Source organism: Actinomyces sp. ICM39 (assembly GCF_000282935.1).
GTDB classification, from domain to species: Bacteria; Actinomycetota; Actinomycetes; order Actinomycetales; family Actinomycetaceae; genus Pauljensenia; species Pauljensenia odontolytica_B.
The window spans coordinates 1-14,516 of record NZ_ALCB01000022.1 but is presented as its reverse complement, the minus strand read 5'-3'; the positions used below and the strand labels follow the sequence as shown (position 1 = coordinate 14,516).

The window sequence follows — 14,516 nt, the reverse complement described above, 5'->3', positions numbered from 1 at the left end:
CTTCGCGGCCACGTCCAGAAGCAGCGTCGACTTGCCGACGCCGGGCTCGCCGGCCAGAAGGATCACCGCACCGGGGACGATGCCGCCGCCGAGCACGCGGTCCAGCTCGCCCACGCCCGTGGAGCGCGACGAGGCGCGTTCCCCGTCGACCTCTCCGATGGGCAGAGCGGGACGCCGCGGGGTGGTGGCCGCCGTCCGTGCACCCCCCGTCACCTCGCCCGCCTGGTCGACCGTGCCCCACGCCCCGCACTCGCGGCACTGGCCCACCCACTTGGGGGAGGTCCAGCCGCAGTCGGAGCAGCGGTAGGTGATCTTTTCTTTCGCCATGCACTCACCGTAACCCGACCCGCCCTCATCTGCGGTTCGCGCGCGCGAGGAAGCGGGCAGGTGTGGGTGCCCAGGGGGCTTCGCGCGCCGCTGTGAGAGGGGATGAGTGGGGGAGGCGGGACCCCGGCCCCAGCCTCGTTGAAGGACATTGCGCGTACAAATACGTCACTGTGGTCAGGTTCTCGTGCGCGCAGCATGCGCGGAAACATCGCGCGAATGAACCGTTGAGTGAGCGCGCTTATTCAGTACCTGTTGTTGTCTCGAGCGTTTATCCATAGGGTTGGTCGGTGTGTATCCTTGGAATGGCTCACCATGCCACCCGCGGATACAGATCCCGCCCCACAACAGTGCGCAGATGAAGACTGAGGAAGCCCCATGAACAAGGCGCGTCAATCGCGAAACACCTGGTCGAAGCGGATGCCCGCGATCGCCGTCCTCGTGGTGTCTGCGATGCTGTGCGTTCTCGCGGTGGTCTACCGCGGCGTCGAGGTCACGCAGGTCAGCGTCGATGACGGCGGTATCTGGGTGACGAACCAGGACCGCAAGCTCCTGGGCCACCTCAACTACGACTCGCTCATGCTCGATGGCACCGTGTCCGTCAAGTCCGCGTCCTTCGACATCGGTCAGGCTGGCGGCGACGTGACGCTGGGGGAGACGGTGACGCGCACGGTGTCGCCCGTCAAGCCCACCTCCTTCTCAATCGGCCAGGCTGTGACCCTGCCCGAGGGAGCCACCCAGGTGCAGGGCGGCTCCGTTCTGGCGGTCCTCGACCCGGCCGCCGGCCTCCTGTGGGTCGGTAACGCGGGTGAACCCGCCTCCATTTCGTTCGCAGCCGAAGACGCGGTCGCCAAGGACCTGAGCGACGGCGTCGTCACGGTGTCGCGCACGGGCACGGTGTTTGCCTACTCGGCCGGTTCCTCGTCGCTGGTCACCGTCGTCAAGGAAGGCCAGACGTGGCGCGCGAAGACGACCACTATCAAGGATTTCCAGCCCGCCGGCCCCCTGACGATCACGGCGGTCGGCGACAAGCCCGTCATCTACGACCAGTCCGGTAATACCCTCGTCCTGCCCGGTGGGAAACTCCGCAACCTCGTCGAGGAACACGTGACCGGCGCGGTCCTGCAGGACCCGGGCGACGAGGCCGCATCTGTGCTGCTCGCGACCGATTCGGAGCTCGTGGCCGTCTCCCTCAACGGCAAGTCCGTCGAGCGTCAGCCCGCCTCCGACGCGGGTACGAAGGGCAACCCGGCTGCCCCCGTCTTCCACAACGGCTGCTCCTACGGCGCGTGGGCCGGCTCGGGCGCGTTCGTGCGCACGTGCACGGACAAGTCGCGCAACCAGGCGCAGACTGTTCCGACGCTTGCCGAGGCCACCTCCGCCGTCTTCCGCACGAACCGCACGCGCATCGTCCTCAACGATGTCTCGACGGGCACGCTGTGGCTGCCGGACAAGAACATGGTCCTCGTCAACAACTGGGATCAGATTCCCACCGAGGAGCAGGAAGAAGAGGACACTCCGACCCCGGATCAGCGCGAGCAGGTCTCGGAGCCGGAACACAACGACAAGAACACGCCGCCAGAGGCCGTGGACGACGACTTCGGCATCCGCCCGGGTCGTTCGACGCTGCTGCCGGTCCTCGATAACGACTCGGATGACGACGGCGATGTGCTGACCGCGCGCGCCGTGACGAACCCGGAGTTCGGGACGGTCGTGCGCACGAGGGGCGGTCGCGCCCTGCAGATCACGGAGGTTCCCGAGAACCTGACGAGCGGGTCGACGTCCTTCACGTACGAGGCCTCGGACGGCCTCGCGGGCGCCACCGCGACCGTGCGCGTGACGATCCACCCGTGGACGCAGAACGAGGGGCCGCGCCAGGTCAAGCGCCCGGTCGTCAAGGTCGGTGCGAACGCTCAGGTGGAGTACAACCTGCTGTCGGATTGGATTGATCCGGACGGCGACCAGTTCTTCCTCAAGTCCGTGGTCGCTCCCGAGGGTATCGCCGCGCAGTTCACGGAGGACGGGACGGTGCAGATCCGCGACCTCGGTTCGGGCGCGGGTACGAAGGTGCTGAGCGTGACCCTGTCGGACGGACACGCCGAGACGACGGGCGAGCTGCAGGTGAGCGTCCAGGAGGCGGGTAACGTTCCGCCGGTGGCGCGCGCTGACTTCTACGTGGCCCGCGTGGGCGAGGCCCTGGCGATTGACCCGATTGCGAATGATACGGATCCGAACGGCGATGCGATTTCGCTCGTCGCGGCGGGAACGCCCCCGGCTGGCACGTCCGTGTCGGCGGATCTGTCACGAGGCATCCTGACGTTCACGGGCTCGGTGCCGGGTTCCTTCCAGTTCACGTACACGGTGTCGGACGGCCCGTCCACGACGGTGGGTGTCATCCGCGTGGACGTGGTCGATGACGACACGCATGCGCTCCCGATCGCCGAGGACGACCTGGCGGTGCTGCCCAGCGGTGGCGCGTCGCTGATCGCTCCGCTGGCCAATGACACGGACCCGTCGGGCGGCGTGCTCGTCGTCCAGTCGATTGACGTGCCCGCGAGCTCGGGTCTCGAGGTGACCCTCATTGAGCGTCACCTGCTGCGCATTACCGCGCCCGGCGGCCTCAGCGATGTCACCTCCTTTACGTACACGGTCTCCAACGGCGCGGGTTCCGCGACCGCTCAGGTGAGCGTCATCCCCACGGATGCGCAGAGCGAGGAGACTCCGCCCGAGGCCTCGCCGGACACCGCGAAGGTGCGCGCCGACGACATTGGTTCGGTGAGCGTCCTGAGCAACGATCGCTCGCCGATTGGCCTGTCGCTGAACCTGGATCCCGACGTCACGGTCCTGTCGGGTTCGGAGCTGGGAACGGTGTTCGTGACCGGTAACCAGGTGCGTCTGGCCGCCGGATCTGAGGCCGGGGTCGTCCGCGTGGCGTACACGGTCGTGGACTCGGTGGGTAACCGTGCGACGTCGACCGTCACCTTCGAGGTCGTGGCGGCCTCCGCCGCGAACAGCGCGCCCATTCCCAAGGCGCTGAGCGCCTGGGCCGTGCAGGGCCAGATGACGCGTATTCCCGTGCCGCTGACGGGCATCGACCCGGACGGCGACTCGGTGGCCCTCGTCGGTATCGATCAGCCGCCCGCCAAGGGCAGCGTCGTGCTGGGCACGGAGTGGCTGGAGTACACGCCTTCGGATGATGCGACCGGCACGGACACGTTCTCCTACATCGTCGAGGACCGCCTCGGCGTGCAGGGCCGTGCGCGCGTGCGCGTCGGCATTGCGCCGCCTGGATCGCAGAACCATAACCCGACCGCCGTCCCGGACTCGGTGACGGTGCGACCGGGCCGTGAGGTGAGCATTAACGTCCTGAGCAACGACCTGGATGCCGACGGCGACGCTCTCACCGTCGATACGGATCCGGCGACCGTGACGGTGTCGGATGAGTCGGCGACCGTGACGATGGCCGAGGATACGGTGACGGTCAAGGCCCCCGCCTCCAATGGCGTGTTCGTCGTCGCCTACCAGATTCAGGACGGCCGAGGAGGTCGCGCCCAGGGGCAGCTGACCGTGACGGTGGACGCTGAGGCGCCGCTGCGCGCACCGATCGCCCGCGACGACGTCGTGTCGGTCGCGGATCTGCCCTCCGACTCCAAGCCCGTGAGCGTTCCCGTGCTCGTCAACGACGAGGACCCGGACGGCACGACGGGTGCTCTGACGATCTCATCGGATGGATCGGGCGTGAGCGTGTCCGGCCAGAACCTGTCGATTAGCCCGGACGCGCGCCGTCGCCTCGTCGTCTACACGGTGACGGACCCCGATGGGCTCAAGGCGAGCGCCGTCGTGACGGTCCCGGGCACGGACCTGCTGGCTCCGCGCCTCGATATGACGCGCATCCCGGTGGCGATGCGTGCGGGGTCCGCCCTCACCCTCGACATCAACGACTACGTGCTCGTGCGCGACAACTCGCGTTCCCCGGTGATCACCGACTCGGCGACGGTCAAGGCCAGCGGCGGCATCGACTCGGCGACGCTGCAGGATTCCTCGCACATCGTGCTGACGGCGCCCGACACGGCCTCGGGCCGCGCCTCGGTGTCCTTCACGGTGCGTGACGGTTCTGTCGATGATGAGTCGGCCCTGTCCTCGACGCTGACGATCCCGATCACGATTCAGCCCGCGAGGAACCTGCCTCCGCGCCTAACCCCGACCCCGATCCTCGTGGGTCAGGGTGAGAACGTGAAGGTTGATCTCACCCAGATGGTGGACGACCCGGACGACCAGGCGAAGAGCTCCTTCGACTATCGTGTGGTGAAGGTCCCCGGCGGCATCGACGTGTCCCTGGACGGCTACACGCTGACCGTGTCGGGCAAGAAGGACCAGCCCAAGGGGCCGGTCGGCGCGATCACGGTGAGCGTGGACGACGGCTCGGGCGCGGTCAACGCCGACATTCCGGTGACGATTGTGAAGTCCTCCAAGCCCCTCGTGACGACGACGGACGCACGCATCAAGGTCAACGCGGGTCAGACGGCGACCGTGAACCTGTCGGAGTACACGACGAACCCGTTCCCGGATCCGCTCGTGGTCCTGGACGCGTCCGTGCACGTGGGTCAGGGCACCGCGGCGGGTGATGGCAACGTGCTGACGGTGACCCCCAAGGCGGGCTTCCACGGTGACATGATCGTCGTCTACCGCGTCATGGACGCGACGAACGACCCGGACCGCGTCGTGCAGGGCCGCGTCATCGTCAAGGTCCTGGACCGACCCGACCCGCCGCAGAAGGTGACCGCGACCGCGACCGGCCCGGGCAGTGCTTTCGTGAGCTTCCAGGAGCCCGCTGCCAACGGTGGGACCATTTCGGGGTACACGATCATCGACTCGGTGAGCGGGGAGTCCAAACGCACGACCAACCCGGGCATGGAAGTGACGGGCCTGCAAAACGGCGTCGAACACTCCTTCACGGTCATCGCCCACAACGAGGCCGGGGATTCGGACCCGTCGGCGCCCTCCGCGCCTGCGTATGTTGACGCGGTGCCCGATCAGATGGCCGCGCCCACGGTCGAGGGCACGGATGGTGGCCTGATCGTCTCGTGGGCGGACGCGACCACTAGGGGATCGGCGGTCCACACCTACACGGTCTTCGTCGCGCCGCAGGCGGGCGGTCAGCCGATCGCGCAGTCCGTGTCCGCTACGGCGGAGAACACCACGACCATTCGCGGCCTGCAGAACGGCGCCAGCTACTTGGTGTCCATCCAGGCGCAGAACAATGCGAAGTCCCCCTCGCCGGTGTCTAATTCGACGCAGGGTAGCCCGCACGGCCCGCCGTCCATTCTGGGCAATGTTTCCGCCTCCACGTCGGCTATGGCGCCCGACGCGTCGACTGCGACGGTCACGGTGTCCTGGACGCCCGGTCAGTCGAATGGAAGTGGCTGGGGCCGGGCGGAGGTCACGGTGAATAATAAGGAGCCAGTTACTGCCAAAGCGACTGATCTGTCCGTTAACGTTTCCGGCGTGCCGGCGGACACCGACGTGCCCGTGAAGGTGGTGCTGTACAACGCCGACGGCGACAAGTCGGATCCCGCGACCACGACGGTAAATGTCGCCACGGTCCCCGTTGAGATCGCGGCCCCGACCCTGTCTGGTATCGGAGAAGAAGGCAAGGTGCGCGTGGACGGTCTGGTGCGCGTTCCGGGCCGAGGCTTCGACGCGTCGCGCCTGACGCTGCGTTACGCGAGTTCGCCGGAAGCGTGTGCCACTGGGACGCAGGTCGAGAACGGTCAGACTCTGACGGTGACCGGTTGGGAGCAGCAGACGTTCTACTTCTGCCAGACGGGCGTGGGTGTGAGTAGCCCGAACGCGGCTTCCCCGCCGGTGGCGGCGGTCGGCCAGGCGACGGGTGTGCCGTCGAACGTGGACGTACGGCTCACAGATGTCAACTCGACGAGCGTGACGGTGCGGTGGGATCCGGTGGGTGCAAACCCGGCGGTGACCGAGATCCGCGTGTCGCTGGGCGGCGAAACAAAGACTATGACTCGTGACATGACCTCGGCGACGTTCTCGGATCTGGCGCAGGGAACTCGTTACCAGGCGACGGTCACCGCTGTGAACTCGCAGGGGTCCAGAACGATGACTAAGCACCCCGAGACCTTCACGAAGCTCGATGTGAGCGCGCAGTGGGTGGAGACCTGCAGCGGCGAGGAGCGCGGATTCTCCGCGGGCTCGTGCCACACGTTCTCGCTGAACGCTCCGGGTTGGTCGGGTTCGTCGAGTAACCACGTGTGCACGGTCCGTAACGAAAAGACGGGCGGTACGGAGACGGTGCACATCAAAGGTGCGGGCCCGTTCGAGACGCGTGCGATCACTCTCGCAGGCAGTGAGGATGAATTCAGGCAACGCGGCCCGTACCTGCTCGAATGTCATCCGGAGTAGTGAACACGTGAAGAAACTTCGTCGAATCATCAAGGCGGCGTGGCGCAATGCGCGCGCCCGCTTGGAGGCGGTTCCCGCCTTCGTGTGGCTGTCGCGTTGGCTGAGCGCACTGACGCCGGTGGGCTGGGCGGTGAGCATCGCTCTCGTCGCGGGCGCGGTGGCCGCGGTCTCCTTTGGCTGGATCGAGGGCTTCGTGGTGGCCGTCATGGGCCTGGTGGCCCTCGTGGTGGCGATCGCGTCGGTGGCGTCCCCGTCTCCGCTGGCGGTGTCGCTGCGTATGCAGAACGATCGCATCGTTGCCGGTCAGGTGGCGGTGGGCCGCGTGCGCGTCGTTAACGAGTCGGCTCGCCGCTCGGGGTCGACCCTCGTGGAGGTCACGATCGGACGAGGCAGTGGCGAGTTCCTGGTCCCCCCGATTAGCGGGAACGGGACGTGGAACGAGGCCTTCTCGGTGATGACGAAGCGTCGCGGCGTGATCAACGTGGGTCCGGCGCGCACGGTGCGTATGGATGGCTTGGGCCTGCTGCGCCGCGTGCGCCAGTGGGATGACCCGATCCTCGTGCACGTGCATCCTCCGACGGTGCGTTTTTCCTTTGACGCGACGGGCATGCAGATGGACGTCGAGGGCGTGGCCAGCGAGAAGCTGACGAGCTCGGACGTGTCCTTCCACGCCCTGCGAGACTACGAGCCGGGCGATGACCGTCGCGCGGTGCACTGGCCGTCGACGGCCCGCTACGGGCGCCTGATCGTGCGCCAGTTTGAGGAGACGCACCGCTCGCACCACATGGTGCTGCTGGATACGAGGATTGACTCGTGGGGGCGTCGCGCCTTCGAGACGGGTGTGTCCGTTGCGGCGTCGCTCGCGATTGCCGGCTCGGGCGAGGCGCGTACGGTGTCGATGCATACGGCGGATGAGTGGATTCCCACGGGCACGCCGATGGCGATGCTGGATGCTCTGTCGGAGATGGAGACGTCGACGCGCTCGGAGTTCGCGGGTGTCGTTCGGCGCTGCATCATGGAGCGCGGCGGGATTTCGGTTCTGTCGATCGTGGTGAGTGAGTCCGTGGATGACGAGGAGGCGGCTCGCCTGGCCAATATTGCGCCGGTCGACGTGACCGTGTCCGTCATTCGTGTGGCGCCGGGGCGCGCGAGGCGCCGCCGCAAGATTAGCCGAGGCGTCATCATTGACTGCCCGTCGCTGGAAGATCTGCCGATGCTGGTGTCGAGGGGGGTGTCTGCGTGAGCGCTCCCGTTCGTCCTGCGGCCCATCAGGCACCGCCGCGTCGTTCGCGTCGCTCGGAGGCTACCGAGACGACGATGGGCGGCTCGATGCGTCGCGCGGCCATGCCCGCGTGGTCGCTGCTGGTGCTGGGTGTCCTCTTCGTGGGCCCCATTGTCATGTTCGAGTCCGTCTTCGGCGGGGGAGAGGGCGCGATTGCCGCGGGCCTGGGTGTCCTTGTCGGTCTGCTCGTGTCCTGGGCGGCGTCGAGGTGGCGCTGGGACCTGCTGTCGATCGTGGCCTGCGTCGTGGCCGCTTACTTCCTGCTCGGCGGGCCCGCGGCCCTGCGTGAGACGACCCGCTGGGTCGTGGTGCCTACGTCCCGGACCCTCCAGACGCTTGTCATCGGCGCGGTCGAGGCCTGGAAGGACCTGCTGACGCTGACGCCTCCTGCTGGCTCCTATGTGGGGCCGGCGATGGTGCCGTGGATGGCGTGCCTCGTGTGTTCGGTCGCTGCGGGCGTCGTCACGGTGCGCTACGCGCGCCCGATGTGGGGCTCGGCGGCCCTCATCCTGTGCGGCGTGATTGCGATCGTGTGGGGCCCGACGAACCACACCCCGAACCTCATTCTCGTCATCGTCTGGTGGGTGGCCCTCATCGCCTGGTGGTCGTGGGCCTCGGCGATTGGCCGGGCGCGCTCGGGTGCTGACATCGTCATTGGCATGTCGGCATCGACGACGTCGGCGTCCACGACGATGGGTGGGTCCTCGCGTCAGATCGTGCACCTGTGGTGGCGCGTGGGTATGGCCTCGCTGATGGTTGGCGTCATGGTCGCGGCCGCGATTCCGGCAGCGTCCGTGCTGGGGCCCACGGCCTCGGACCGTGTCGTGGGGCGCGACGTTGTGGAGCCGCCCGTGGATGCGCGCGAGTACCCTTCGCCGCTGTCGAGCTACCGCCACTACAACAAGGACCTCGAGGATTCGTCCCTGATTCACGTGACCAACATGCCCAAGGAGGCGCGCGTGCGCCTGGGCGCGATGGACGTGTACGACGGGACGACCTTCGGCATGGGCGTGGCGAATGCGGATGGCACGGCGGGATACCGCCGCGTCGGTTCGACGATCCCGGGCCGCAACGCGAACGAGGCCGAGGTTGAGACGACTGTCTCGACGTCGCAGCTGCTGGGACCGTGGGTGCCCACGATCGGTCAGGTGCACGTCCTGGAGTTCGACCCGAGTGACCCTCTCGCAGCCGACCAGCAGAAGGGCCTGAACTACGACCTGTGGGCTGAGACCGCGCTGACGACGGGCCCCGCCGGGGAGATGGGCTACACGATGAGCCTGACGATGCCTCGTGACCGCGCGGACGCGGAGTTCGCCAGCGTTGAGGCCGCCCGCTACGCCGGGGGCGACACGAACGTCCCCAAGGACGTGGATACGCTCGCTGCCGAGCACACGCTGACCGCGCGTTCGGACCTGGAGAAGGCCCGCGCGATTGAAAGTTTCCTGCACACGGACGGCTACTACTCGAACGAGGACACGATTAACTCGCGTCCGGGTTCCTCCCAGGACCGTATCCAGCGCATGATTGGCGCGGACATGCTGGTGGGCGACGACGAGCAGTACGCGACCCTCATGGCGCTCATGCTGCACTCGCAGGGGATCAACGCCCGCGTCGTGATGGGCGCGTACCGCGAGGGAACGTCGGGCAACGTGGACCTGACGGGCGCGGACATGCACGCGTGGGTCGAGGTGGAGTTCCCCGGCGTCGGCTGGGCGACCTTCGACCCGACACCGCCGCGAGACCAGCAGCCCACGACGCAGGTCAACAAGCCGAAGTCCGTGCCTAAGCCGCAGGTTCTGCAGCCGCCGGAGCCCCCGGAGCAGCCGGTTGAGCTGCCTCCGGCTACCCGCGACCAGGCGACGGATCCGCACGATCCGAACGGCCTGCATATCCCGTGGATGGCGATCGGCACGGTGTCCCTGTCGCTGCTGGTGCTCCTCGGCCCGGTGCTGGTGGTGCTCCTGGCGAAGTCTCGCCGCCGCAAGGCTCGCCGCAAGGCGCAGGCCGCCGAAGCGGTGCGCGGCTCGTGGGATGAGCTGGTGGACACTGCGATCGACTCTGGACTGGTGGTGGAGCCGCACCTGACGCGCCAGGAGGTCGCGTGGGCGCTCGCCTCGCAGTGGGCCCCTGATACTTCTGAGGGCGACGAGGCATCGTCGCGCAAGTCCCGTAAGGCGCGCACGCGCTCGGCGGCCGACGTGCGCGTGCCCGGCTGGTCGCTGTTCTCCGGCGCGGTGCCCCGCGTCGTGACGGTCGCACGCCGAGCGGACGTCGCTGACTTCGCGGTGACAGGAGCACGCCCGCAGGACGCCGAGCAGGCGTGGAATGACGTGGATGAGCTGCGCCGCGAGTGGGCTTCGTCGGTGTCGGTATTCGCGCGGGTGCGCCACGCCCTGTCGCTGAAGTCGTTGCGTTGGCGCCGACGTGCACGCCGCCAGGCGGCAGCAGCTTCCGGTGAGGGGCGTCGTTCGATGATTGGGCGCGTCAGTGGCCGTGGGAAAGGGAAACGTTGATGGATAGCGACGCTCGCGTCGGAATGGTGCCGGCGATACCGGGATACCAGTGGATTCGCCCCCTGGGGGCGGGCGGTTTCGCGGACGTGTTCCTGTGCCGTCAGGAGCTGCCCAGCCGCGAGGTGGCCGTCAAGGTCGCCCGTCGGGACCGCGGGGCGGACGGTGAGGCCGGGATCGCCCGCGAGGCGGACGTCATGGCTCTCGTGTCGGGTCACCCGGCCGTCGCCCAGCTCTACGGTGCGGGGCGCACGTCGGACGGTCGCCCCTACCTGGTGATGGAGTATTGCCCGGTCGCGAATATCCTCGATCAGGTGCGTGCGAACCCGATGGCGACGGATCGCGCCCTGTCGATGGTGATCCGCATGTGTGGTGGTGCGGAGATGCTGCATCGCGCGGGCTACGTGCACCGCGACATCAAACCGAGCAACATCATGATCAACGCCTACGGGTCACCGGTGCTGACGGACTTTGGTGTGTCGGAGCCGGTGGGCGCTGATCCGCGCAGCGGCCGGGATGCGTTTTCGGTGATGTGGGCGCCCCCGGAGCAGATTGCGGGCACGGCGCGTGCTCACCCGACGCAGGACGTGTGGGCCCTGGGGGCGACCCTGTGGACGCTGCTGATGGGCCGTTCGCCCTTCGAGGTGGTCGACGGGGATAACTCTGTGAAGGCGGTCGCTCAGCGCGTGGCGCGCGGACGCGTGTCGCGCATTGACCGCCCGGGTGTGCCTGACGCGGTGACGGCGATCGTGCGCCGCGCGATGAGCCTGGATCCGGAGCAGCGTTTCGGTTCCGCGGCGGCGCTGGGCTATGCGCTGCAGACGATTGAGCGGGAGATGCACCGCCCGGTGACGGAGATGAAACTGAGTGTCGTCGCCTCCTCGAGCGCGCCCTCCTCGGCCCTGTCGTCGCCCTCGCCGGCTGCCCTGGATGCGGAGCGTACGCGCACGCGCCGCGGGAGCTTCGCCGATGGCGCCCATGCTTCGTTGGACGAGGCGTGGGCTGGGAACTCGACGACGAGCCGTACCGGGTTGGTCGAGGGTGAGTCGAAGCGCCCCAAGTGGGTGTTGCCCGTTCTCGCTGTCGTCATGGTGCTTGCGACGGCCGGTCTGGTTGTGGCGATGCTGACGGGCGGCGGACACAGTATCCATGTTGGTGGTGCCTCGGATCCGACTGCCGGACCGACGAGCGAGACGCCGGATGATGGCAGCGTGAACGACGCGGGAGGCGCGCCGCCCGCTGCCGTCGCGGAGGTCGTTGCGACCCCGAAGGGCACGGAGATCCTGTGGAGCTGGGATATCCCCCAGCAGGGTCAGAACAAGGTCGATCAGTTCGTCTTCAAGTACGTGCTGGAGCGTCCGGGCGAGGCCGTGGTCGCTGAGACCATGCGCCGCAACTCCCTGACGACGACGGCCGTGAGCGGCGAGAACTGCCTGACGGTCAGCGTCGTTGCAGAGGTGAGTGGACGCGAGTCCGCGCCGGTCACGCAGTGCGTGACGATGCCGTAGCCGCAGATCGGCGAGGCGAGAGGACACTGTCATGAGACACGAGAATGCTCGACTGTTGCGCCGTTGCACTGGCGCGGGGGTGGCTGCGGCGCTCGCGGTGGGTGCGTTGGCACTTCCCGCGACCCCTGCCTCAGCGGATTCGGCGATTACGGCGGGGGAGCAGCCCTTCTACTCCCACTATCGCCTGGATTCGATTCATTCGGCGGGGTATACGGGCGAGGGCATTACGATTGCGCTGATTGACGGCCCTGTCAACGCGGGCATCCCTGAGCTGCAGGGTGCGCACATCGAGTCCTACACGCCGTGCTCGGTGAGCTCGTTGGATGCGCACTGGGATCATGGGACGGTGATCGCGCAGATCCTGGTCTCCCCGCAGTTCGGGGTGGCCCCCGGTGCGCGGCTGAAGGCGTACACGGTGTCGTTCGCGGGTGACACGACGGGGCAGGATTGCGCGTTTCGTCAGCGGTCACGTGGGTATGCCGATCTGGCGTTCCTCATTGAGACCGCGCTGAACGATGGGGTAGCGGTCATCACGACCTCGTCGAGCTATCCGGAAAACAACTACGAGGGGATGCGGTGGGCTCTCGCCCGAGCCATCTCACAGCAGGTCCCGGTTGTGGCTTGTGCGGGCAACGATTCGACTCGGGATTCGACGGCGTGGTTACCCGCATGGAGTGGCGTCGTGGGTGTGGCTGCGATTGAGTCGAACGGGCACGCGTCCGACTACACGAATTGGGGGAATCCCATTTCGACCGCTGCCCTGGGGCGTCCGATCGCGCGGTCGAGCACGTCGATGGAGCGCGGCGAGTGGTGGGGCACGTCGTTTGCGACCCCTATCGTCGCTGGCTCTCTGGCGTTGTCGATGGAGCGGTGGCCGCGCGCGACGGGCAATCAGATCATGCAGGGGCTGGCGCGTACGGGCGTGGGCGGAAATGGCGGGCAGTGGAACCCGTACACGGGTTTCGGGGCGCTGGATACGTATGCGCTGCTGACAACGAACCCGAGGGACTTCCCGGACGAGAATCCATTTATGGATAAGGGGAATGAGTCGATTCCTACTCGCCAGGATGTGGCGGACTATTCCGATGGTGTGGTGGATCCTCGCCTGATCCAAAATGATCGTTCGTACACCTACCGGGGGTTGGATGAGCGTATGGCGCGTGGCGATCAGCATGATTATCCCGTTCACCTGGGGACCAGCCCGCGCTACCACAAGAAAGTGACCGGTAAGAAGAAGTAGCCGGTAGACGACGAGCCCCTGCAGCCCACGGTCGTGTGGGTGCAGGGGCTCTCGTCTTTCCGCTTCCGGGCGCTCGCGCCTCAGGCTGAACGAGGCCGGGGCTCGGGCACGGGGGAGTGGCTACTTTCGGTGGTAGGCGGGGCTGGTGCCGATGTGGGCCTTGAGGCCTTCTCTTGCAGTCGCGTTTTCGTTGACCCCGCGATAGACGTAGCTGTCATCGAAACTGACCTCCGAGAAGGGAACGATGCCGTCAATGTATTGCTGCACTTCGGCGGGGGTGGGGGTGGAGCCGCCGCCCTTGTCGGCCAGGGGGTTTTCGTCGGGGAACTGGGTGGGATCGGTCTTCATCATCCTACCCATGTTGAGAACGCCGTAGCCGGTGTACTGGTTCCACTCGTTGTTCAGGTTGAGCCCGCTGTGGGTGACCAGTTGCAGGATCTGGTTGGGGGTCGCCTCGGGCCAGCGCGAGCGCGCCAGGGCGATCTGCCCGGCCACGATCGGAGTCGCAAACGAGGTTCCCTGAGTGTCGGTGATGGTGCCGGTGTCGTAGTCGCGCGCCTTGATAGGCCCGCCCACGCCCGCGGCGACGACTCCCTGGCCCCACGAGGAATAGCTCGCAAACTCGCCGGTCGAATCGACCGCGGAGACGCCCACCGTGCCCGACCACCAGGCTAAGGAGAGATGGTTTTCGTCGCGTGCGTCGTTGCCGATGGGGCCCACGATGATGACGCCCTGCGCCATGGCACGAGCGATCGCCCACTTCAAGGGTGCCTGCTCGTGGTTATAATCCGATCTCGAGTAAGAGATCACCTGCGCGCCGTCGTTCATTGCCAGCTCAAAGGCGCCATAGGAAGAGCTCTTGAGTTTCTCGTCGTGCGAGCAACCCTCTTCGTCTTCGTCTGAAGGGGTTGAGTATGCGATGAGGGTGGCGTCGGGTGCCAGGCCGTAGTTTTTGGACACCAGGATGGAGGCGATGGCGGTCGCGTGGCTCTTGGACGCGTTGGTTGCTTCGTACTTGCAGGGTGTTTTGACGGTGATGTTGGCGCCAGCCAGTTCGGGGGCGCTGGTGTCGACGGGGCCGTCGACCATGGCGATGGTGACGCCTGTGCCGGTGTATCCCTTGGCTCGGGTGCTGTCGAGTTTGTAGTAGGAGAAGTAGTCCTGGGTGGTGATGGTGTCATCGGCCCTCGCGGGGGCCGGCGTCGCCGTGAGTGCGCCCGTGGCCAGGG

The 14,516-nt window shown here is 67.1% G+C and carries 7 protein-coding genes; 5 read left to right on the top strand and 2 right to left on the bottom strand.

The window, feature by feature from the left end:
• Window positions 1-327, bottom strand: a 327-nt coding sequence (locus tag HMPREF1137_RS01380; protein WP_007587960.1) for an ATPase domain-containing protein, incomplete at its 3' end; no start/stop codon positions are given.
• Between the two features lie 375 nt (window positions 328-702).
• Here HMPREF1137_RS01380 and HMPREF1137_RS01375 point away from each other — a divergent pair.
• The 5 genes from HMPREF1137_RS01375 (at window position 703) to HMPREF1137_RS01355 (ending at window position 13,287) form a co-directional block, all read left to right on the top strand.
• Complete coding sequence (locus HMPREF1137_RS01375) at window positions 703-6,747, top strand: Ig-like domain-containing protein (RefSeq protein WP_007587965.1); 6,045 nt, start codon at window positions 703-705, stop codon at window positions 6,745-6,747.
• A 7-nt stretch (window positions 6,748-6,754) separates the two neighbouring features.
• A complete protein-coding gene (locus HMPREF1137_RS01370) occupies window positions 6,755-7,990 on the top strand; it encodes a DUF58 domain-containing protein (protein ID WP_007587961.1) in 1,236 nt (411 codons plus the stop codon).
• Between the two features lie 74 nt (window positions 7,991-8,064).
• Complete coding sequence (locus HMPREF1137_RS01365) at window positions 8,065-10,542, top strand: transglutaminase-like domain-containing protein (RefSeq protein ID WP_034496220.1); 2,478 nt, start codon at window positions 8,065-8,067, stop codon at window positions 10,540-10,542.
• A complete protein-coding gene (locus HMPREF1137_RS01360) occupies window positions 10,542-12,047 on the top strand; it encodes a serine/threonine-protein kinase (RefSeq protein ID WP_007587962.1) in 1,506 nt (501 codons plus the stop codon). Before HMPREF1137_RS01365 ends, HMPREF1137_RS01360 begins: the two co-directional genes overlap by 1 nt.
• 31 nt (window positions 12,048-12,078) lie before the next feature.
• A complete protein-coding gene (locus tag HMPREF1137_RS01355) occupies window positions 12,079-13,287 on the top strand; it encodes a S8 family peptidase (RefSeq protein ID WP_034496218.1) in 1,209 nt (402 codons plus the stop codon).
• 120 nt (window positions 13,288-13,407) lie between these two features.
• Here the strand turns inward: HMPREF1137_RS01355 and HMPREF1137_RS01350 are convergent, their stop codons facing one another.
• Window positions 13,408-14,514 carry a S8/S53 family peptidase gene (locus tag HMPREF1137_RS01350; RefSeq protein WP_081493487.1) on the bottom strand — a complete coding sequence of 369 codons (1,107 nt, stop codon included), beginning with the start codon at window positions 14,512-14,514 and terminating at the stop codon, window positions 13,408-13,410.
• Window positions 14,515-14,516: the final 2 nt, after the last annotated feature.